We start from the raw sequence: 19,314 nt of genomic DNA on the forward strand, positions 1-19,314 counted from the left end.
CCTCCTGGCCCTGGCCCTCCTCCCCCTCTTCCCCCCGGTGGGGCCCTTCTCCTTCGGGTTCGAGTTCCTCCCCGCCCTCCTCTTCGCCTTCCTCTTCACCGGGCTGGCCGCCCTCCTCCTGGACCGGCTCCTCTACCGCCCCCTGCGCCTCCGGGCGGCCCCGGCGGTGATCCTGGCCATGATGGCCTTCGCCGCCGCCTTCCTGGTGCGCAGCCTCCTCTACCTCCTCTTCGGCCCCGACTTCGCCTTCTACTACACGGGCCGCCCCCGGCCCGCGGTGGACTTCCTGGGGGTGCCGGTGCGGCCCGACCAGTTCTTCATCCTGGGGACGAGCCTCCTTCTGGTCCTCCTCCTCCACCTCCTCCTCACCCGCACCAAGCTGGGCAAGGCCATGCGGGCCACCGCCGATAACCCGGAGCTGGCCCGGGCCTCGGGGATCCCCACGGAGCGGGTGGCCCTATGGACCTGGTTCCTGGCGGGGGGGCTTGCGGGGGTGGCGGGGACGCTTCTGGGCCTGGACGCCCAGCTCCGCCCCGAGATGGGCTGGTTCGTCCTCCTGCCCCTCTTCGCCGCGGTGATCCTCGGGGGGATCGGCAACCCCTATGGGGCCCTGGCGGGGGCGGTGGTGATCGGGGTAGCCCAGCAGGTCTCCTCCAGCTTCCTCAACCCGGCCTACGGGCCCGGGGTGGCCTTCGTCATCCTGATCCTGGCCCTCTTCGTGCGGCCCGAGGGCCTTTTCTCCCGGAGGTGAGGGATGGAGCTCCTCGGCAAGAGCCTCCTCCTGGCCCTGCCCCTGGGCTTTCTCCTCTACCCCCTCCTCCGGGGGCGGCTCCCCCTGGCCTTCCCCCTGGCCCTCCTCCTGGGAGGGCTCCTGGGAGCCCTCCTCCACCTTCTCCTCTCCCCCGGGGTGCTGGCCTACCTGGTCTCCTTCGCGGTCTTCGCCGGGGTCTTCGCCCTCCTCAGCCTGGGGCTCAACGTCCACTGGGGGTACACGGGGCTTTTCAACATCGGGGTGGCGGGCTTCTTCGCCCTGGGGGCCTTCACCTCGGCCCTCTTCACCACCGCCATGCCCCAGGGGATCCTGGCCCTGTACAGCCAGCAGGCCTTCGGCCTGGAGCAGCCCTTTTTGGTGGGGGTCCTGGCGGGGGGGCTGGTGGCCCTCCTCTTCGCCCTCCCCGTGGGCCTCGCCACCTTGCGCCTCCGGGAGGACTACCTGGCCATCGCCACCATCGGCTTCGCCGAGCTGGTGCGCCTGGTCTTCCAGAACGAGCGCTGGCTGGCCAACGGCCCCGAGCCCCTGCGGGGCATCCCCCGGCCCCTTTACTGCCTGGTCCAGGGGCCGGACTGCGACTGGCTGCCGGCTTTCCTCGCCCCCCTCTTCGCCGGGCTGGAGCCCCGGGACTACCCCTACGTCTTCCTCCTCCTCCTCTCCTTGGCCCTGGCCCTGGGCTACCTCCTCCTGGAGCGGGCCCTCCGCTCCCCCTGGGGCCGGGCCCTCCGGGCGGTGCGGGAGGACGAGGCCTCGGCCCAGATGCTGGGGAAGAACACCGCCCTCCTCAAGCTCCAGGCCTTCGCCGTGGGGGCCTTCCTCATGGGGGTGGCGGGGGCCTTCTACGCCCACTACATGGTCTCCATCGACTACAACCACTTCCAGCCCCTCTTCGCCACCTTCCTCATCTGGGTGATGCTCATCCTGGGGGGAAGCGGCAACAACCGGGGGGCCATCCTGGGGGCCTTCGTCATCTGGGGGGTGTGGACGGGGACCGCCTTCCTCACCGACCTCCTAAGCCCCCTCCTCCAGGCCCTAAGCCCCGACCTCCCCGCCCGGGGGCCCTACCTGCGCTACCTCTTCATCGCCCTCCTCTTCATCCTCATCCTCCTCTACCGCCCCCGGGGGCTTCTGGGGGAGGAGAAGGTGGTCTCCGTCCTGGGAAGGCGGGAGTAGCCTAGGGGAGGCGCAGCACCCGGTCGTCCCCCTCCCTGGCCTGGCCGCGGCCGTCCCGGTTGGAGGTGGTCACGTAAAGGGCCCCGTCCGGCCCCACCTGGGCCTCCCTGAGGCGGCCAAAGCCGGTGAGGGCCGTCTCCACCCGGGCCACCCGCCACCTCCCCTGCCCCCCTTCCAGGACCAGGCGGAGGAGGGCCTGGCCCCGGAGGCCCGCCACGTAAAGCGCCCCCTTCCAAAAGGCCAGGTTCCCGGGAGGGAAGCCCTCGGGCCAGAGCTGGAGGGGATCCAGGTAGCGGGGGTCGCCCCCCCGGCCCACCACCCGGGGCCAGCCGTAGTTGCCCCCGGGGAGGATGAGGTTCACCTCGTCGTGCCCCCGGCCCAGCTCCCCGCTCGGCCCGTGGTCGCTGGCGAAGAGCTCCCCCGTCTCCGGATGCCAGGCCAGGCCCTGGGGGTTGCGGAGGCCGTAGGCGTAGACCTCGGGCCGGGCCCCCGCGCGGCCCCGGAAGGGGTTCCCCGGGGCCGGGGCCCCCTCCGGGGTGAGCCTGAGGATCTTCCCCCCCAAGGAGGCAAGGTCCTGGGCCAGCTCCCGCTCGTAGACCTCCCCGGTGGTCACGTAGAGCATCCCGTCGGGGCCGAAGGCGATCCGCCCCCCGGAGTGGAGGCCGTGGGGGCGGGCGGGGATCCCGTCCAGGACCACCCCCTCCAGGACCCCCCGGTCCCCCTGGTGCCTTAGGCGCACCACCTGGTTCCTCAAGCCCCCCTCCTCCACCGTGCGGTAGGCGTAGAGGTAGGGCTCCTGGGGAAAGCGGGGGTGGAGGGCGATCCCCAAAAGCCCCGACTCCCCCCGGGCGTAGACGGGAAGCTCGGCGTAGAGGGTGGCCCTCCCCCCGCGCACCAGGCGGATGCGCCCGGGCCGCTCCGAGACCAAAAACCCTCCCTCGGGCAGGAAGGCCAGGGCCCAGGGCACCTCGAGGCCCCCCACCACCGCCTCCGCCCGGAGGCCCTGGCCCCGGGCCAGGCCCAGTCCCAGGAGGCCCAAAAGCACGCTCCTTCGCGTGGGCATCCCTCACCTCCTCGGGCCCAAGCCTACCCTGGGGCCCCACCCCTCCCCGGAAGGCGGGGCACATTTAGCGCCCTCGCACCGGGGCCCCCACGGGGACTCTGCCCCTCCGGGGAGGGGTACCCAGGGGCGAGGGGCTCGGCGGGAGGGGGTATACCGCCGCGGCCCGCGCCGCGCCGGGGGCCAAAGGGGCTGGGTACGCCCCTTCCCCGGCGGGATGGCCTCCCCGCGCGGGCCCTCAAGCACGGGGGTCCAGGATCACCTTCACCGCCTGCCCCGAGGCCAGGAGGCCGAAGGCCTCCCGGTAGCGGCTTAAGGGGAGACGGTGGGTGATGAGGGGCCCAAGGTCCACCCGGCCCGCGTAGACCAGGGCGGTGCCCTGCATCCAGGTCTGCCAAAGCCGCCTCCCCGCGATGCCGTAGGCGGTGATCCCCCGCATGACCAGCTCCCCCGCCAGGTCGAAGCGGATGGGGTCCGAGGGGATGCCGAGGATCCGGGCCTCCCCCCCGGGGATGAGGGCCTGGAGGCCCTGGTGGATGGCGGCCTCGTTGCCGGAAAACTCCAGAAGCACCTCCACCCCGCTCCCCGTGACCTCCCGCACCACGGAAAGGAGGTCCTCCTCCTGGGGGTTGACGAGCCGGTCGGCGTAGGGCCGGGCGAAGGCCAGGCGGTAGGGGTTGGGGTCGGAGACCAGGATGGGCCCCGCCCCGCTCGCCCGGGCCACCATGGCCGCCATGAGGCCGATGGGCCCGGCCCCGGTGATGAGGAGGCTCTTGCCCGAGACCCCGCTTCCCGCATAGACCGTGTGCACCGCGTTGCCGAAGGGCTCCAGGATGGCCCCCACCTCGAAGGGCAGGTCCTTGGGGTTCACCCAGGCGTTCTCCGCGGGCACCGCCACGTACTCGGCGAAGCCCCCGTCCCGGTCCACCCCCAGGATCTCCGTGTTCAGGCAGACGTGGTGGTGGCCCGTGCGGCAGGCGGGGCAGGCATGGCAGACCACGTGGCTTTCCAGGCTCACGTGGTCGCCCACCTGGGGCCGCTTCACCCCCGGGCCCACGGCCTCCACCACCCCGCTGAACTCGTGGCCGGTGACCAGGGGGGGGCGGATCCTCCCCCGGGCCCAGGCGTCCCAACGCCAGATGTGCAGGTCGGTGCCGCAGATGCTCGCGGCCTCCACCCGGACCAGGATCTCCCCCGGGCCCGGCTCGGGCACGGGGCGTTCCACCAGGGCGAGGCCCTCCCCAGGGGCCAGCTTGGCCAAGGCGCGCATACCGGGGCCATGCTACCACCGGTAGAGGGCCCCCACGCTGAAGCGGGTGGCGTCGGCCGCTTCCAGGCTGAAGGTGAGGCCCAGGGCCGGGGTGAGGTCGTAGCCCACGGCGAAGGCCAGGCGGGGAAACCTTCCGTTTCCGGGGAAAAAGGTGGAGCTAAAGGCGAAGGTAAACCCGTCCTGGCGGTACTGGGCGCTCAACGCCTGCCCGCCCCGCAGGTCCACCGCATAGCCCAAGAAGAGCTCCGGGCTCAGGTACTTGCCGATGGAAAAGCGGATATCCCCCACCTCCCCCCCCTGGAGGAGGGGGACCTGGAGCTGGACGCGGTCCAGACCCAAAGCCCGGGCCAGCTCCCGCTCCAGCTGGCCCAAGACCAGGGTCTCCAGGGCCGCCCCCAGGGCCGCCTGGGGCAGGGCCTCCCCCAGGCGGGCCAGGTCGGGAGTGCCCAGGGCCAGGAGGGCGTAGATCTCGGGCTCGGAAAGCGGGGGCTCCGAGGCGAAGCGGGGCTCCAGGCGGGCCTTTACCCGGCCGTTCTCCCGCAGGAACTCCCCGCTGGCCTCGAGGACGACCTGGTAGCCCCGGGTCTCCGCCTGGGCCCTCAGGGCGAACTCCGGCAGCAGGCCCCGGTCGGGGCGGAAGCGGAGCACGCTCCTCGCCGGGTCCAGGGTGAAGAGGGAGTCCAGGAGGCGGAAGCTTCCCCAAAGGGCTTCCACCTCCCCCGCCAGGAAGGGGTCGGCGTAGGTGCCGCCCAGGAAGAGCTCCCCCCGGAGCTCCCCCTGGACCAGGCTCTCCTGCACCAAAACCCCCCGCTCGGCGTAGATCCGCACCCCCTCGAAGACCAGGGGGACCGGGGCAGACCCTTGCCCCTCGGGGGGCCCGGCCCAGGGGACCCCCTCCTGGGTGAGCTGGCGGACACGGGCTTCGGGCAGGGCCAGGCGGGCGCGGACCACCTCGGCGTTGCCGGTGAGGTAGTAGGTGCCCCGCTCCTCGTAGAGGAAGAAGCCCTTCACGTCCAGGAGGCCCTCTTGCAGGTAGTACTGGGGGTAGTAGAGGGGCAGGGGCCCGTAGCCCGCCAGGCGCAAGGGGAACAGGGTGCCCTGGGCCAGGGCCCCCCCCAGGCGGATCTCCACCCCGTAGCCCGGGTAGCGGAAGGCCACCTCCGCCGGGATGGCCTCCTGCAGCCCGGGCAGGGAGACCGTGCCCCTGGCGGTGACGCGGAAGTCCTCCAACCGGCCCTCGAGGCCCAGCCCCGCCCGCCCCGGGAAGGGGGCCTGGAGGAGGAGCTCCCCTTCCGCCCGCGCCCCCCCGTTCAGGGAGAGCAGGCCCCTTTCCAGGTACCCCGCCACCGGGCCGAGGCGGAAGCGGAAGTCCTGGAACTCCGCCCGGAAGCCCTCCGCCCCGAGGCGCAGGGTAAGGCTGCCCGAGGCCTCGGGGCGGTAAGGCCTGAGGGCGGGGATCACCCCCAGGACCGGGGTGAAGGCCGTGTCCCTCAGGCTCAGGTAGAGGTCGGACCCCCCGGGGCCGAAGTACCCCCCGCCCTCCCAGGTGCCCCGCCCGGCGAGGCGGAGGTGGTCCACATGGACCCTCCCTCCCTGGAAGCGCAGGGCCGCCCGGCCCCGGAGCTCGTCCCCCGCCCCCAGGAAGCGGAGGCTTTCCCCCACCAAGACCCCCTCCCCCTCCCAGGGGTCGGCGAGGGGCAGGCGCAGGCGGGCCTGGCCCGTCCAGTAGGCCTCCCCTTCCAGGGGCCCCGCCACGGCGGCGAGGGGGAGGTGGAGGGGGAAGGCGCGCAGGGCGGCGGCCAGGTCAAGCCGCCCTCCCAGGAGCTCCACCTGGAAGCGGCTTTGCCCCAGGCTCCCCTCCCCCCAAAGCCGCCCCGGGCCCAGGGCGCCGCTGAAGGCCAGGGGCAAGGCGGTGCCCGCCGCCTCCACCTGGCCCCTGAGGCTTCCCCGGGCCTCCAGGCCCTCCAGGGCGAGCCGCCCGGAGACCCGCCCCTTCAGGTAGGGAGCGTAGGGGGCCAGGAAGTCCTCCAGGGCCGCCCCCTCCAGGAGGAGTTCCCCGGCGAGGGGCCAGAGCCTCCCCCGGGCCTCCACCCGGCCCACCTCCCCCTCCAGCACCCCCTCCACCCCGTACCCCTCGCCGAAGACCCGCCCCCGGAAGCGGGCCGCGAGGGGAGGGAGGGGCAGCTCCACCCGCAGCTCCCCGGAAGGGGGGTAGGCGAGCCGCCCCTGGAGGTAGGGGCCCTCCGCCTGCAGGGTCGCCTCCAGGAGCCTTCCCGTCAGCTCCAGGACCTGCGCCCCCGCCCGGTAGCCTAGGCGGTAGCTCCCCCCCAGGTCCACCTCCCCCTCAAGGGCACCCGCCCCCGCCGCCCACCAGGGCCAAGGGGGATGCTCCCCCAACAGGCGCACCCGCTCCCCCTCCCCCAGGAGGCGCAGGGCGAGGCCCGCCACCTCCAAGGCCCAGGCCCCCTCCACCCGCCCCCCGGCGTAGCGCAGGGCCCCCTCCCCTTCGGGGCTCACCAGGGCCAAGGAGAGATCCCGAAGGTCCAGGACCCCTTCCAGGGGCAGCCCGAGCCCCGGCACCCGGTAGCCCAGGCGGACCTCCCTGCCGGCGCCCTGCGCCTGGAGCCCCCCGGGCACCAGGCCCGCCAGGAGCCGCCCCTCCCCCGAGGCCTCCCGGGCCTGGAGGTCCACCCGCACCCCTCCCGCCTCCAGGAGGGGCCAGCGGAAGCCCACCCCCTCCCCCAGGACCTCCCCCCGGACGCCCGGCACCCCCTCCCCGAAGACCTCCAGGAAGCCCTCCCGGAAGGCGAGCCGCCCCTCCCAGACCTCCCGCCAGGCCACCTCCCCCTCCAGGTCCCCGGCGAAGGCCAGCCGCAGGCCCTCCCTCCCGTAGGCCCCCCTCACCCGGGCCTCGCGGCCAAAGGCGGCCAAGGCCAGCTCCCCCTCCACCCGCTCCCAGGGGCCCGCCGCCCAGCCAAAGACCCGGAGGGGCCCGTAGGCGAAGCCCTCCGCCCGGAGGGCGAGGCCCTCCGGCCCCACCTCCCCCCAAAGCCCCTCCCCGCGGAGGGCCACCCGGAAGCCGGGGAGGCCCTGGAGGTCCAGGGCCACCTCCCCCAGGCGGTAGCGGCCCCGAAGCCACTCCCCGGGGTAGGCCCCCTCGGCCCAAAGCTCCCCCAGGCCCAGGGGCAGGGGCCCGGCGTAGCGGTAGAGGAGGCGGAAGGGGAGGAGGTCGAGCCGCCCCCAAAGGGGAAGCCCCTCCCCGAGGAGGTCCAGGCCCAGGCCCCGCCCCCGGAGGAGGACCTCCCCGTAGGGGGTGAGGAGCCTCCCCTCCCCCAGGAGGGCCCCCAGGTACCCCGCCTCTGCCCGGTAGCCGTGGTCCAGCCGCAGGGCCAGGGGCCCGTGGGCCAGCTCCCCCTGGGCCTGGGCCTCGAGGCCCGGGCACCCCCCCAGGGGGGCGGGGAGGCAGAAGGCCCCCCGGACCTCCCCCCGCCACTCCCCTTCCCCCAGGAGGCGGAAGGTCCCCTGGGCCAGGTCCACCTCCCCCCGCAGGCCCCCCCCCGGGAGGGGGTAGCGGAGGGCGAGGAGGCCGGAAAGGGCGCGGCCGTAGCGGGCCTCCCCCGCAAGCACCGGCCCCAGGAAGCGGAGGACCGCCCCCTCCTCCCCGTAGGCCGCCTCCACCCGCTCCCCCAGGACCTCCCCGGCCAGCTCCGCCCGGAGGGGCCAGGGCCAGACCCGCCCGGAAAGCCGGCCCTCGGGCCGCTCCAGGACCACCCCTATGGGCCCGTCCCAGGGGCCCTCGGCCCGGGCCCGCACCCCGAGGGGGAGGCCGAAGGGGGCGAGGTCCCGGTCCAGGTGGAGGGAAAGCCGCCCCCCCTCCAGCCGCAGGCGGAAGCCGGAAGCCTCCCCCCACAGGGCCAGGGCCCCGGGGTCCGGCCCTCCCCCCTCGTGGGCGTAGGCGAAGCGGAAGGGAAGGGCCTCCCCTTCCCCCAGCACCGCCCCCTCCCCTTCCAGGAGGAACCGGGGGAGCTCCCCTTGGAGGCGGGCCTCCGCCAGGAGGCGGGCCTGGCCCAGGGGGAGGGCGTAGCGGGCCTCCCCCCTCAGGGAAAGCCCCTCCAGGACCCCTTCCGCCCGCACCTCCCCCGGAAGCCCTTCCCCCAAGAGGGAAAGGCGCAGGGGGCCCTCCCCCTCGGCCAGCAGCCTGAGGCCCCGCCCCTGGGCCTCGAGGCGCCCCCGGTAGCCCTCGGGGCCGTAGGCCAGGTCGGCCCCCACCCGGAAGCCCAGGACCTCCCCCTCCCCCCGCACCCCCAGCTGCAGGGCCCCGTGGTAGCGGGCGGCAAAGGCCAGGGGGGCCTCCCAGGTGGCCTCCACCCTCCCCCCCTCCCCCCAAAGGCGCAAGGGGCCCTCCTGCTCCAGGTAGCGGAGACCCCTGAGCCACCCCTCCCCCCGGTACCGCGCCCCCTCCCAGAGGAGGGCCACCTCCCCCTCCCCGTAGGCCGAGGCGTGGCGGAACACCCCCTCCCCCTCCAGCCCCAGGAGGTCCAGCCGCCCGGCAAAGGCGCTCTCCCCCAGGCCCTCCCCCAGGAGGCGGGCCTCCGCCTCCAAGTCCCTCAGGGAGCCCGCAAGCCGGGCCTCCACTCCCCCGAGGCGGAAGGCCCCCAGGACCTCCCCCTCCCCGCCCAGGCGGAGCCGGCCCTCCCCCTGGAGCGCCCCCAGGCCCCAAAGCCGCCCCTCCCCGGGGGCCCAGGCCAGGCCCAGGTCCCGCAGGGGGAGGTGGAGGCGCAAGACACCCTCCCGGTAGTCCAGGAGGAGGGCCTCCTCACCGTAGCGGAGCCGGGCCCAGGCCTCCCCTTCCCCCTCCAGGGTGAGCCGCCCCCAGGCTTCCCCGGAAAGGGGCAGGCCCAGAAGGCCCATGAGGGGCCCCGCGTCCGCCACCCGGAAGCCCACCTCCTCCCCCTCCAGGGCCACCTCCCCCCCGGGAAAGGCCAGGCGCAGGAAAGCCCCCTCCCCGTACCCCCCGCGGAAGGCGAAGGGGAGGCCGCCGAGCTCCCCCTCCCCCGCCCCCTCCAGGGCGAGCCCCTCCCCCCAAAACTCCCCCCAAAGCCCCCCCTCCCGCCCCAGAAGGGCCACGGGCAGGGCGAAGCCCCCCCGGTAGCGGAGGCCCTCCCCCTGGAGGTGCACCGGCCCCTCCAGCAGGTAGCGCACCCCCTCCGCCCACCACACCCGCCCCCGGAAGGCCACCGGCTCCAGGTAGGGGGCCCAGGCCTCCCCGCCCAGGTCCAAGGCCAAAGCCCCCCAGGGCCCGCCCCCCCGGGCCCACAGGCGCACCCCCGCCCCGTCCCCCCCGTACCCCCCCGCCAGGGCCAGGGAAACCCCCTCCGGGGAAACCCGCCCCTCCCCCTCCAGGTAGGGCCCGGAAAGCCGGACCCGGGCGGCGAGGAGCTCCTCCCCCACCGCGAGGGCCTCCCCGTAGGGGGAAACCAGCCGGAGCCTACCCCCTTCCGTCCCCCAAACCCCCGTGGCCCGAAGGGGAAGCCCCCAGGGGGCGAGGTCATACCCCTCGGCCCGCACCTCCAGGGAAAGCCCTCCCTCCCCGTACCCCCCCAGAAGCCGCAGGCCCGGGGCCTCCCCGGCGAGGCGCAGGCTGGCCCCCTCCCCCTGGAAGCCCAGGCGCAGGCCCGGCCCCTCCCAGTAGACCTCCCCCCGGTAGGCGAGGCCCGGGAGGTCCAGCCGCCCGGAAAGCCGCCCCGGCCCCCCGTGGGGCACCTCCAGCCGCCCCAGGAGGGCAAGCTCCCGCCAGGGACCCTCCCCCGCCACCTCCCCGTAGGGGGTGCGGAGGGCCACCCGCCCCCCCTCCAGGCCCCCCGCGGCCAGGAGCCGCCCCTCCAGGCCCCGGTACCGGAAGGGAAGCTCCAGGGCAAAGGGCCAGCCCTCCCGGAAGGCCACCCGCCCCACCCCCAGGACCTCGAGGCCCTCCCGCTCCAGGCGGAAGGCCAGGGGGGGCAGCTCCAGCCCCTCCGGCAAGGGGGGGCGAAGCCTCCCGGCCAGCCGGGGCTCCGGCCACACCTCCCCCTCCCCCGCCACCGCCCCGGAAAGGGCCAGGAGCAGCCGCTCCCCCGCCCCCCGCAGGGTCCCCCGCACCCCGTAGGCCTCGGCCTCGGCCCACCCGGCAAAGCCCCCGTCCCAAAGGAGGTCCGCCCGCAGGGCCAAGGGGCCGAGGGCCGCCTCCCCCCAAAGGCGCGCCCCCTCCCGGTAGGCCAGGCGGAGGCCCTGGGCCTGGAGGGCCAGGCCCGGCTCGGGGTCGTAGCTCCCCCCGAAGGGAACCTCCCCCCAGGGGGTCCAAAGCCTCCCGGCGATCTCCGCCCCCAGCCGGCGCAGGCGGGCCTCGGCCTCCAGGTACCGCCCCTTGAGGGCCAGGCTTCCCGCCAGGGCCCCCTCCCGGTAAAGGGCCTCCCCGGAAAGGCGGAACTCCTCCAGGGCCCGGACGGGCAGGTCCCGCAGGACCAGGGCCAGGGTCCCCTCCCGGTAGCGCCCCTCGCCGAAGGGGCTCAGAAAGCGGAAGCCCTCGGCCTCCTGCACCACCTGCACCCCCAGGGCGGCAAAGGGGGAGGCGTAGCGCAAGGCAGCCCAAAGCCGCCCCTGGAGGAGCCTGCCCTCCCCCTCCAGGTGCCCCACCGCCAGGGGGGTGGCGGCGAGGCGGAGGGCGAGGTCCCCCCAGGTGCCCCCCAGGGCCAGGGGGCCGAGCTGCCCCGAGACCCGCTCCCCCTCCCCCGCCACCGCCCCGGAGAGGTCCAGGGGGCGGAAGAGGGGGAGGGCCACCCCGGGGCTTGCCACCCGGGCCTGCCAGCGGCCCCCCTCCAGGGCGAAGGCCACCTGGGCCCGGCCCTCCAGGGGAAGGGGCCAGGCCAGGACCCCCTCCCCCCGGGCGCGCTCCCCCTGGCCCCGGAGGAGGAGGCGGCTGCCCCGGCTGTCCTCCCCCTCCACCCGGTACTCCCCTCCCCGGAGGTCCAGGGCCAGGCGGTAGTCCCGGTCGAAAAGCCGCCCCTCCGCCTCCGCCTCCAGGGCGAAGACCCGGTGGAAGGCCAGCCGCCCCCGGTGGCGGAAGGGCTCCCCCAGAAGCCGCCCCTCCCCCTGGAACCCCCCCTGGACCCGCACCTCCTCCCAGCCCTCCCCCTCCAGGAGGAGATCCCCCGCCCCCTCCACGGGGAGGGCGAGGCCAAAGTGCCGGGCCAGGGCGGCAAGCCGGGGGCGGCCCTCCACCCGGAAGCGGTACCCCTCGGCCCGGAGGTCCACCTCCGCCCGGGCCTCCAGAGGCCCCTCGAGGCCCACCCCCCGGAGCTCGGCCACCACCCGGTCCTCCGCCAGGCGGATGGGCCCCTCCACCCCGGTGAGGGGGAAGCCCACCAGCTCCACCGCCCCCTCCGCCACCCGGGCCTCCCCCCACAGCCCCCCGGGGCCCAGGCGCAAGACCCCGGAAAGGGTCCCCCCCTTAAGCCCCTCGTAGAAGAAGGCCAGCCCCCGCACCTCCCCCCGGAAGGCCACCTCCCAGGCCCCGAGGTCGGGGGCCAGGGCCCGGGCCTCCCCCCGGAAGCTCCCCCCCGGCAGGCGGGCCAGGAAGGCGTAGGGGTTTCCCCCCTGGAGGGTGAGGCGCAACGGGGGAAGGAAGAGCCTTTCCCCTTGGGGGAGCTCCACCTCGGCCTCCTCCAGGAGGAGCTGGCGGAAAAGGGGCCGGACCCGGGGGGGTGGCCCCGGGGGCCCCTCGGGGAAGAGGGCCTCCCAGGTGGGCCTGAGCCTCGCCCCCTTGAGGTGCAAGGAGAGGGGGAGCTCCCGGCGCAACAGGCCCAGGAGGTCGTAGGCCAGGCGCACCTCCTCCGCCCAGACCTCCAGCCCCTCCCCCCGAAGCTCCACCCCCTTCAGGCGCAGGCCCAGGAGGAGGTGCCCCCGCGCCTCCCCCACCCGCCCCTGGAGGCCCAGAAGGGCCAGGGCCCCCTCCGCCGCCCCCCGGAGAAGGGGGGGCCAGGCGGGGAGGAGGAGGAGAAGCCCGAGGAGGAGGAAAAGCCCCCAGCGCATCCCCCTAAGCATAGAGGGGGTAGATGAAAGCCGCGTGGCAAGGGGGCTAGAATGGGCTTATGCCGCGCCTGGTGGCCTTGGTCCGGGGGCGGGTGCAGGGGGTGGGGTACCGGGCCTTCGCCCAGAGGAGGGCCTTGGAGCTGGGGCTTTCCGGCTACGCGGAGAACCTGCCGGACGGCCGGGTGGAGGTGGTGGCCGAGGGCCCCGAGGAGGAGCTCCTCGCCTTCCTCCACCACCTGAAGCAAGGCCCGCGCCTGGCCCGGGTGGAGGGGGTGGAGGTGCAGTGGGCCGAGGCCACCGGGCTCGAGGGGTTCTACGTGTACTGAGCCCAGGCCTGCGGCCTGACCCCCGAGGCCAGCAGGGCCTCGGCCAGGGCCTCCTTGAGCTGGGAAAGCCCTGTGCCCTTGAGGGCGGAAACCGGCACCCCCCCGAGCCTCTCCTGCAAATAGGAAAGGTCATAGGGGGCCGCCCGGTCCGCTTTGGCCAGGGCCAGAACCCTGGGGGCCTCCACCCCGAGCTCCCGCAGGAGGGCCTCCACCACCCGGTGCCGCCCCAAAGCCCCCTCCTCCGAGGCGTCCAGCACGTGGACCAGGAGGTCCGCCTCCCGCACCTCCTCCAGGGTGGCCCGGAAGGCGGTGAGGAGCTCCTCGGGCATCTGGCGGATGAAGCCCACGGTGTCCGTGAAGAGGACCTCCCCCACCCCGGGCAGGAAGCCCCGGCGGGTGAGGGGCCTTAGGGTGGCGAAGAGCTTATCCTCCCCCGCCTCCCCGCCCCGGGCCAGGGCGGAGAGGAGGGTGGTCTTGCCGGCGTTGGTGTAGCCCACCACGGCGATGAGGGGCACCCCGCGGCGCTTCCTCTGCCTCCTGGCCTCCTCCCGCCTCCGGGCGTACTCCTCCAGCTTCCGGGAGAGGTGGGCGATCCGCTCCTGGAGGCGCCTCTTGTCCACCTCCAGCTTGGTCTCCCCGGGCCCCCGGGTGCCGATCCCGCCCCCGAGGCGGCTCATCTCCTTCCCCTTCCCCACCAGGCGGGGGAGGAGGTACCTGAGCTGGGCCAGCTCCACCTGGGCCTGGGCCTCAGGGGTCTTGGCGTGGAGGGCGAAGATGTCCAGGATGAGCTGGGTGCGGTCCAGGACCTTGAGGCCCGTGGCCCTTTCGATCTCCCGCGCCTGGGTGGGGGTGAGCTCCAGGCCGAAGATGAGGGTGGCGGCGTTTTCGTGGTAGGCGAGGCTTTTGAGCTCCTCCAGCTTCCCCAGGCCCACCAGATAGCGGGGGTCCAGGCGCTGGCGGAAGACCAGCACCCGCCGCACCGGCACGCCCCCCGCGGTGCGGGTGAGCTCGGCGAGCTCGGAAAGGCCCGCCTCCGCCTCCGGCCCCTCCCCCCGGTCCACCCCCACCAGGAGGGCCCTTTCCCCGCTCCCGTCCAGGAGTTCCCGCACCCGCGCCTGGCGGGCCAGCTCCTCCTCCAGGGCCGCCACCTCCGCCAAAAGGTCCAGGTCCAGGTACTGGAAGTAGGGCCTAGGGGGCAGGATCCGCCAGTCCTCCTCGGCGGCCTTGGGGGGGGAGAGGAAGGCCAGGTGCAGGGTGGCGGGCCTCCCTTCCTCCACCTCCAGGGCGGCCAGGCTGTCCAGGCGGTGGAGGAAGAGCACCGATAGGTCGGGCCGGGATAGGCCCCCCTTGGCGAGGTGGGTGTGCAGGAGGCGGAAGCCGGAGAGCCTGCGCTCGTCCCTGGCCCCATCCGGGATGGGCAGGTCCTTGGCGTCCCCCACCCCCACCCGCACCACCCGCCCCTCCCGGTCCAGAAGGAGGCTGATGGGCCGCCCGGCTTCCTGGGAAAGCCCCGCCAGGACCTGGGCCAGCTCGGGGGTGAGCACCCTTTCCTTGGGCACCCGCCTCCGGTACAGATTGGAAAGCTTCTTAAGCTCGCTCCGCTTGAGCCCCTCCGTCCTGCCGAAGATCTTCTCCAATGCCCTCCCAGTATACCACGAAGCCGGCCCTGGAAGTAGAGTGGGTGGCGTGCGCGGGCTCCTCCCCCTCCTCCTTTTCTTCCCCCCCGCCCTCGCCCAGGGGTACGCCTGGATCGTGGTCCTGGGGGCCGCCCAGTACGGGGGACGGCCCTCCCCGGCCCTGGAAAGGCGGCTGGAGACCGCCCTGGAGCTCTACGCAAAGGGCCTCGCCCCCGGGATCGCCGTGGCCGGGGGCAGGCTTCCCGGGGACCGCTTCAGCGAGGGGGAGGTGGGCTGCCGCTACCTCCTGGAACGGGGGGTGCCCGGGGAGGCCCTCCTCTGCGAGACGCAAAGCCGGAACACCTACGAGAACCTCCTCTTCCTCCGGCCCCGCCTTCAGGGGCCCGTCCTCCTGGTCACCGACGCCCCCCACCTCCCGCGGGCCCTCTTCCTGGCCCGCCTCCTGGGCCTGGAGGCCCGGGGCCATCCCGTACCCGGACCCTACCCCCCGGGCTACTGGCTGCGGGAGGCCCTCTACCGCCTCTGGCTCTACCTGGGCCTAAGGCCCTCCCCTGGGGGGCAGGCCCTCAGGGCCCCCCCTCCAGGCGGCGCAGGGCCTCCAGATACCCCTCCAAGAGGGCCCTGACCTGGCCCAGGAAGAGGGCCTTCTCCTGCCGGGCCCGCTCGATCTCCCCCCGGAGGCGCCTGAGCTCCTCCGCCGCCTCCTTCAGCACCTGCTCCTTGGCCGCCAGGGCCTCCTTGCGGATCAGCTCCGCCTCCCTTTCCGCCTGGGCCCGAAGTTCCCGGGCGATCCGCTCCGCGGCCACCACCGCCCGCTTGAGCTCCCCCTCGGCCTCCTTCAGGCGGGCCACCTCCTCCTCCAGGCCCTGCAGGCGCTGGCGCAGACCCTCATTTTCCTGGATGAGGCCCTCCATCACCTCGGCCACCCGGGCCAGGTAGGCCCGCACCGCCCCCCGGTGGTACCCGCGCAAGCCCACGGGGAACTCCTGGTAACGCACGTCCAAAGGGGTTAGGTCCATGGGTCCTCGCCTAGTCTACAAAAAGGGCCCGCCCCACCCGCACCAGGGTGGCCCCCTCCTCCACGGCGATGGGGAAGTCGTCGGACATGCCCATGGAGCGCTCGGGAAGGCCCAGGCGGTCGGCAAGCTGGGAGAGCCTCCGGAAGATGGGCCGGACCACCCCTTCCGGGCCCACGGGGGGCACGGTCATGAGGCCCAGGACCTCCAGGTGGGGCATGGCCCGCACCCGCTCGTAAGCGTCCAGGAGCTCCTCCTCCAGAAAGCCGTGCTTCTGGGGCTCCCGGCCCAGGTTCACCTCCAAAAGCACCCGAAGCCTCACCCCCTCCCGCGCCCCCACCCGCTCCAGGGCCTCCGCCAGGCGTAAGGAGTCCAGGGAGTGGATGAGGGCGAAGCGGGGGGCCAACTTGGCCTTGTTGCGCTGCAAGGGCCCCACGAGATGCCACTCCGCCTGAAGGAGCTCCATCTTCCTAAGGGCCTCCTGCACCCGGCTTTCCCCCAAGGGGAAGGGGCCGTGGCGGAGGACCCTCTCCCAGATCTCCTCCACGCTCCTCCCCTTGGTCACCGCCACCAGGCGCACCTCCTCCGGCCGCCGCCCCGCGCGGCGGCAGGCGGCCCCTATGGCCTCCAGCACCCGGGGCAGGCCCATCAGAGCGCGGCCAGGATCCCCCGCACGAAGCGGCGGAAAAGGGGCCCCGTCCTCGCCGCCACCGCCAGCACCTCCTCCTCGGTGGCGTGGTGCTCCCTTTCCGGCACCGCCATGTCCGTGAGGGTGGAAAGCCCCAGGACCCGGGCCCCCAGGTGGCGCAGGGCGATGACCTCGGGCACCGTGGACATGCCGATGGCGTCCGCCCCGAGCTCGCGGAGCATCCTGAGCTCCGCCCGGCTGGCGAAGCTGGGCCCCAGGAACCAGGCGTAGACCCCCTCGAAGAGGTGCAGGTCCTGCTCCCGGGCCACCTTGCGGGCGAGCTCGATGAGCTCAGGGTCGTAGGCCTCGAACATCACCGGGAAACGGGGGCCAAGCCGCTCGTCGTTTTTGCCCCGCAAGGGGTTCACCCCGGAGGGGTTGAGGTAGTCCAGGTGGAGGAGGATCCCCCCCGCCTGGAAGCGGGGGTTGAGCCCCCCGGCCGCCGAGGTGAGGAGGAAGGTCCTGGCCCCCAGGAAGAAGCCCACCCGCACGGGGAAGGCCACCTCCTCGGCGCTGTAGCCCTCGTAGTAGTGGACCCGGCCCTGGTAGACCAGGACCCGCTTGCCCTCCAGATGGCCCAGGACCAGCTTGCCCGCGTGGCCGGGGGCGGTGGAAAGGGGGAAGTGGGGGATCTCCCGGTAGGGGATCTCCGCCACCTTCTCCACCTCCTCCGCCAGAGGCCCCAGCCCCGAGCCCAGGACCAGGCCCACCTCCGGGGGGAAGTCGGCCTGGGCGCGGATGTAGGCCACCGCCTCCTGGATCTTTTCGTAGACCCCCATGGCGGCCATTTTACTCTCACGCGGGCTTCACCTGGCCCCGGTATGCTCTCCGCCATGAAACGCCTGCTGGTGCTGTCCTTCCTGGGGCTCCTGGCCCTGGCGGCCCCCATCCGGGAGGTGGTGGTGGAGGGGGGCGACCCCGTCCTGCAGGCCCTGGCCCGGGCCGCCCTCCCCTTCGGGGTGGGGGATGAGCCCGGGGACCTGGAGGCCGCCCGGAGGGCCATCCTGGCCACGGGCTACTTCCGGGAGGTGGAGGTGAGGCTCCAGGACGGGGTCCTCCGGGTGGTCCTCACCCCCTACCCCCCCCTGGCCGAGGTGCGGGTGGAGGCCCGGGCCTTCCCCCAGGAGACCCTCCTGCGCTTTTTGGACCAGAACTTCGCCATCGGCCGGGAGGCCATCCACAACCCCCTGAGGGCCCAGGAAGCGGCCCAGGCCCTGGCCCAGGCCTACCGGCAAAACGGCTTCCCCTTCGTCCCCCAGGTGGCGGTGGAGGCCCGGGAGGGGGCGGAGGGGGTGGTCCTGGTCTTCCGGGTGGCCGAGGCCCCGGAGGTGCGGGAGGTGCGCCTCCTGGGGGCCACCCTCCTCCCCGAGGCCGAGCTAAGGCGGCTGCTGGAGCCCCTGAGGGGTCCCTTCGACTTCGCCCGCTACCAGGAGGCCCTCAGGGCCATCGCCCTCCGCTACGAGGGGGCGGGCTACCGCTTTAGCGGCCCAGACCTCGAGGCCAGCACCCTGGAGGAGGGGGTCCTCACCGTGCGGGTGCGGGAGCTCAGGGTGGTGGCGGTGGAGGGGGCGGGGCTGGACCTGCGGGACTTCCCCCTGGCCCCCGGGGACTTCCTGGACTACGGCCGCCTCCTGGAGGGGGTGCAGGCCCTCTCCCGGGGGCTTTCCCGCATCGTGAACTTCACCCTGGTTCCGGAAGGGGAGGGGGTGCGGGTGCGCCTGGAGGTGGGCCCCGAGGGGGGCAGGATCGAGCGGGTAGAGCTCACCGGGAACACCGCCTTCCCCGCGGAAACCCTCCTGGCCCTCCTCCGCCTGAGGCCCGGGGAGGTCTACACCCCCCTCCTGGCCCAGGAGGACGCCCGGCGGATCGCGGGCTACTACGGGGAGAGGGGCTACGAGGTGGCCGACGTGCGCTTCGGCTTCCAAGAGGGGGTCTTCCGCCTGGAGGTGGTGGAGCTCAAGATCGGGGGCTACCGCCTGGAGTGGGCCGCCTCCCCCAGGACCCGGGAGGAGGTGATCCTCCGGGAGCTCCCCCCGCCGGGAAGCCTCTTCAACGTCCCGGCCCTGCGCCAGGGGATCAGCCGCCTCATGGCCACCGGCCTCCTGGCCGAGCCCCCCGGGGTGCGCCTCCTCCCCGGGGAACGGGAGGACCAGGTGATCCTCCTCCTCTCCCTGAGGGAGGCCCGCACCGGCCTCTTCCAGCCCGCCATCGGCTGGAGCTCCCTGGAGGGCTGGTCGGGCACCGTGGCCTTCCGGGAGACCAACCTCTTCGGCCTGGCCCACCAGGTGGGGGCGGAGCTGGCCTTTTTGCAGAACGAGGCCCGGGAAAACCTCTCCCTAAGCGTTTCCTACACCATTCCCTGGCTCTACCTGGACTACCTGGACCTCAAGGAGGTGCGCACCGGCCTTTCCCTGGCCCTCTTCTCCACCCCCATCGGCAACAACCGGCTCTTCGACGGGGCCACCGACACCGGCTGGGAGTACACCGAGCGCCGCACCGGCGGGGCCCTGAGCCTCACCCGCCCCCTCTCCCGGGAGCTGGAGCAGATCAGGCTCTCCTTGGGCTTCACCGCCCGCCGCTCGGCCTACGCCCTGGAGGTCCTCGACCCCAACGCCCCCTGCGACCCCGCCGTCACCGACCCCAGCGACCCCAGGTACTGCGACGGCACCGGGTACAAAGACCTCGGCCAGGCCCAAAGCCTCCTCCCCACCCCCGGCTGGACCCTCAGGCTGGACACCGGGGTGAGCTACCTGGAGGTGGACGACCCCCGCTTCCGCACCCAGGGCTACGAGGCGAGCCTCTCCACCGGCCTGGGCCTCTCCCTCCCCGACACGGGGGGCCGGAGCCTCTTCGTCCCCGTGGTGGTCACGGGCAAGACCTACTTCCCCCTGGACGGGGAGAGGCGGCAGGCCCTGGCCCTCAGGGCCTCGGTGGGCACCCTCCTGGGCTTCCCCCCGGCGGGGGAGCGCTTCTTCCTCTCCGGGGGTGGGGCCGAGGCCTTCCTCCTCAGGGGCTACGAGGACCGCAAGTACGGGGGGCTCTCCTTCGCCACGGGAAGCCTGGAGTACCGCTACAACTTCAACCTCTCCCCGCAAGGGGGGACCAACCTCTACGGCATCCTCTTCACCGACCTGGGGATCGCCGACAACACCGGCGGGGTGAAGTGGGGGGCCGGGGTGGGGCTGCAGCTGGACCTGGACGTGCTGGGGGTCCTCCTCCCCTCCTTGCGGCTGGACTACGCCTTCAGCCCGGAAAGCCCCACGGGAAGGCTCCACTTCCGCATCGGGCCCATGTTCTAAACTGGG

The 19,314-nt window shown here is 74.1% G+C and carries 12 protein-coding genes; 5 read left to right on the forward strand and 7 right to left on the reverse strand.

All coding sequences use genetic code 11. The annotated features are described in order from the left end of the window. Together ETP66_RS09500 and ETP66_RS09505 are read left to right on the forward strand one after the other, a co-directional pair. On the forward strand, positions 1–751 hold a 751-nt coding region (locus ETP66_RS09500; RefSeq protein WP_130842398.1), incomplete at its 5' end, for a branched-chain amino acid ABC transporter permease. A 3-nt stretch (positions 752–754) separates the two neighbouring features. After that, the gene (locus ETP66_RS09505) at positions 755–1,945 is read left to right on the forward strand and encodes a branched-chain amino acid ABC transporter permease (RefSeq protein WP_201738519.1); all 1,191 of its coding nucleotides are present in this window, start codon (positions 755–757) and stop codon (positions 1,943–1,945) included. Position 1,946: 1 nt separating this feature from the next. On the opposite strand, the gene ETP66_RS09510 is transcribed toward ETP66_RS09505, so the two are convergent. The 3 genes from ETP66_RS09510 to ETP66_RS09520 all read right to left on the reverse strand — a co-directional run bounded on the left by ETP66_RS09510 (position 1,947) and on the right by ETP66_RS09520 (position 12,342). Next, on the reverse strand, positions 1,947–3,008 hold the full coding sequence (locus ETP66_RS09510) for a PQQ-dependent sugar dehydrogenase (protein ID WP_130842399.1): 1,062 nt from the start codon (positions 3,006–3,008) through the stop codon (positions 1,947–1,949). Between the two features lie 235 nt (positions 3,009–3,243). After that, on the reverse strand, positions 3,244–4,275 hold the full coding sequence (gene tdh / locus ETP66_RS09515) for an L-threonine 3-dehydrogenase (RefSeq protein WP_130842400.1): 1,032 nt from the start codon (positions 4,273–4,275) through the stop codon (positions 3,244–3,246). Between the two features lie 12 nt (positions 4,276–4,287). Beyond that, positions 4,288–12,342, reverse strand: coding sequence for a translocation/assembly module TamB domain-containing protein (locus ETP66_RS09520; RefSeq protein WP_130842401.1), 8,055 nt, complete (start codon positions 12,340–12,342; stop codon positions 4,288–4,290). Positions 12,343–12,401: 59 nt separating this feature from the next. On the opposite strand from ETP66_RS09520, the gene ETP66_RS09525 reads away from it, so the two are divergent. Next, on the forward strand, positions 12,402–12,668 hold the full coding sequence (locus ETP66_RS09525) for an acylphosphatase (RefSeq protein WP_130842402.1): 267 nt from the start codon (positions 12,402–12,404) through the stop codon (positions 12,666–12,668). On the opposite strand, the gene hflX is transcribed toward ETP66_RS09525, so the two are convergent. Continuing rightward, positions 12,656–14,305 (reverse strand): GTPase HflX, encoded by a 1,650-nt coding sequence (gene hflX, locus ETP66_RS09530; RefSeq protein WP_130842403.1) that lies wholly within the window; start codon positions 14,303–14,305, stop codon positions 12,656–12,658. The two genes, ETP66_RS09525 and hflX, sit on opposite strands and share 13 nt — an antisense overlap. Positions 14,306–14,354: 49 nt before the next feature. Between hflX and ETP66_RS09535 the strand changes: the two genes are divergently transcribed. Further along, positions 14,355–14,930 (forward strand): YdcF family protein, encoded by a 576-nt coding sequence (locus tag ETP66_RS09535; protein ID WP_488225833.1) that lies wholly within the window; start codon positions 14,355–14,357, stop codon positions 14,928–14,930. Here ETP66_RS09535 and ETP66_RS09540 read toward each other — a convergent pair. From ETP66_RS09540 to ETP66_RS09550, 3 genes are read right to left on the reverse strand one after another with little or no spacing between them, the layout of a single operon-like run. Further along, positions 14,872–15,324 (reverse strand): DivIVA domain-containing protein, encoded by a 453-nt coding sequence (locus ETP66_RS09540; RefSeq protein ID WP_130842405.1) that lies wholly within the window; start codon positions 15,322–15,324, stop codon positions 14,872–14,874. The two genes, ETP66_RS09535 and ETP66_RS09540, sit on opposite strands and share 59 nt — an antisense overlap. A 10-nt stretch (positions 15,325–15,334) precedes the next feature. Then, positions 15,335–15,970 carry a YggS family pyridoxal phosphate-dependent enzyme gene (locus ETP66_RS09545; protein ID WP_130842406.1) on the reverse strand — a complete coding sequence of 212 codons (636 nt, stop codon included), beginning with the start codon at positions 15,968–15,970 and terminating at the stop codon, positions 15,335–15,337. Continuing rightward, complete coding sequence (locus ETP66_RS09550) at positions 15,970–16,788, reverse strand: purine-nucleoside phosphorylase (RefSeq protein WP_430731883.1); 819 nt, start codon at positions 16,786–16,788, stop codon at positions 15,970–15,972. Before ETP66_RS09550 ends, ETP66_RS09545 begins: the two co-directional genes overlap by 1 nt. Before the next feature lie 54 nt (positions 16,789–16,842). Here ETP66_RS09550 and ETP66_RS09555 point away from each other — a divergent pair, with 54 nt between their 5' ends. After that, on the forward strand, positions 16,843–19,308 hold the full coding sequence (locus ETP66_RS09555; RefSeq protein ID WP_130842408.1) for a BamA/OMP85 family outer membrane protein: 2,466 nt from the start codon (positions 16,843–16,845) through the stop codon (positions 19,306–19,308). Positions 19,309–19,314: the final 6 nt, after the last annotated feature.

This window comes from Thermus thermamylovorans (genome assembly GCF_004307015.1).
Classification (GTDB): Bacteria; Deinococcota; Deinococci; order Deinococcales; family Thermaceae; genus Thermus; species Thermus thermamylovorans.

Bases quoted from the DNA above. Each gene is read 5' to 3' on its own strand.
- ETP66_RS09505 (WP_201738519.1), top strand. From the start codon at position 755: ATGGAGCTCCTCGGCAAGAGCCTCCTCCTGGCCCTGCCCCTGGGCTTT.
- ETP66_RS09510 (WP_130842399.1), bottom strand. From the start codon at position 3,008: ATGCCCACGCGAAGGAGCGTGCTTTTGGGCCTCCTGGGACTGGGCCTG.
- tdh (WP_130842400.1), bottom strand. From the start codon at position 4,275: ATGCGCGCCTTGGCCAAGCTGGCCCCTGGGGAGGGCCTCGCCCTGGTG.
- ETP66_RS09520 (WP_130842401.1), bottom strand. From the start codon at position 12,342: ATGCGCTGGGGGCTTTTCCTCCTCCTCGGGCTTCTCCTCCTCCTCCCC.
- ETP66_RS09525 (WP_130842402.1), top strand. From the start codon at position 12,402: ATGCCGCGCCTGGTGGCCTTGGTCCGGGGGCGGGTGCAGGGGGTGGGG.
- ETP66_RS09540 (WP_130842405.1), bottom strand. From the start codon at position 15,324: ATGGACCTAACCCCTTTGGACGTGCGTTACCAGGAGTTCCCCGTGGGC.
- ETP66_RS09545 (WP_130842406.1), bottom strand. From the start codon at position 15,970: ATGGGCCTGCCCCGGGTGCTGGAGGCCATAGGGGCCGCCTGCCGCCGC.
- ETP66_RS09550 (WP_430731883.1), bottom strand. From the start codon at position 16,788: ATGGGGGTCTACGAAAAGATCCAGGAGGCGGTGGCCTACATCCGCGCC.
- ETP66_RS09555 (WP_130842408.1), top strand. From the start codon at position 16,843: ATGAAACGCCTGCTGGTGCTGTCCTTCCTGGGGCTCCTGGCCCTGGCG.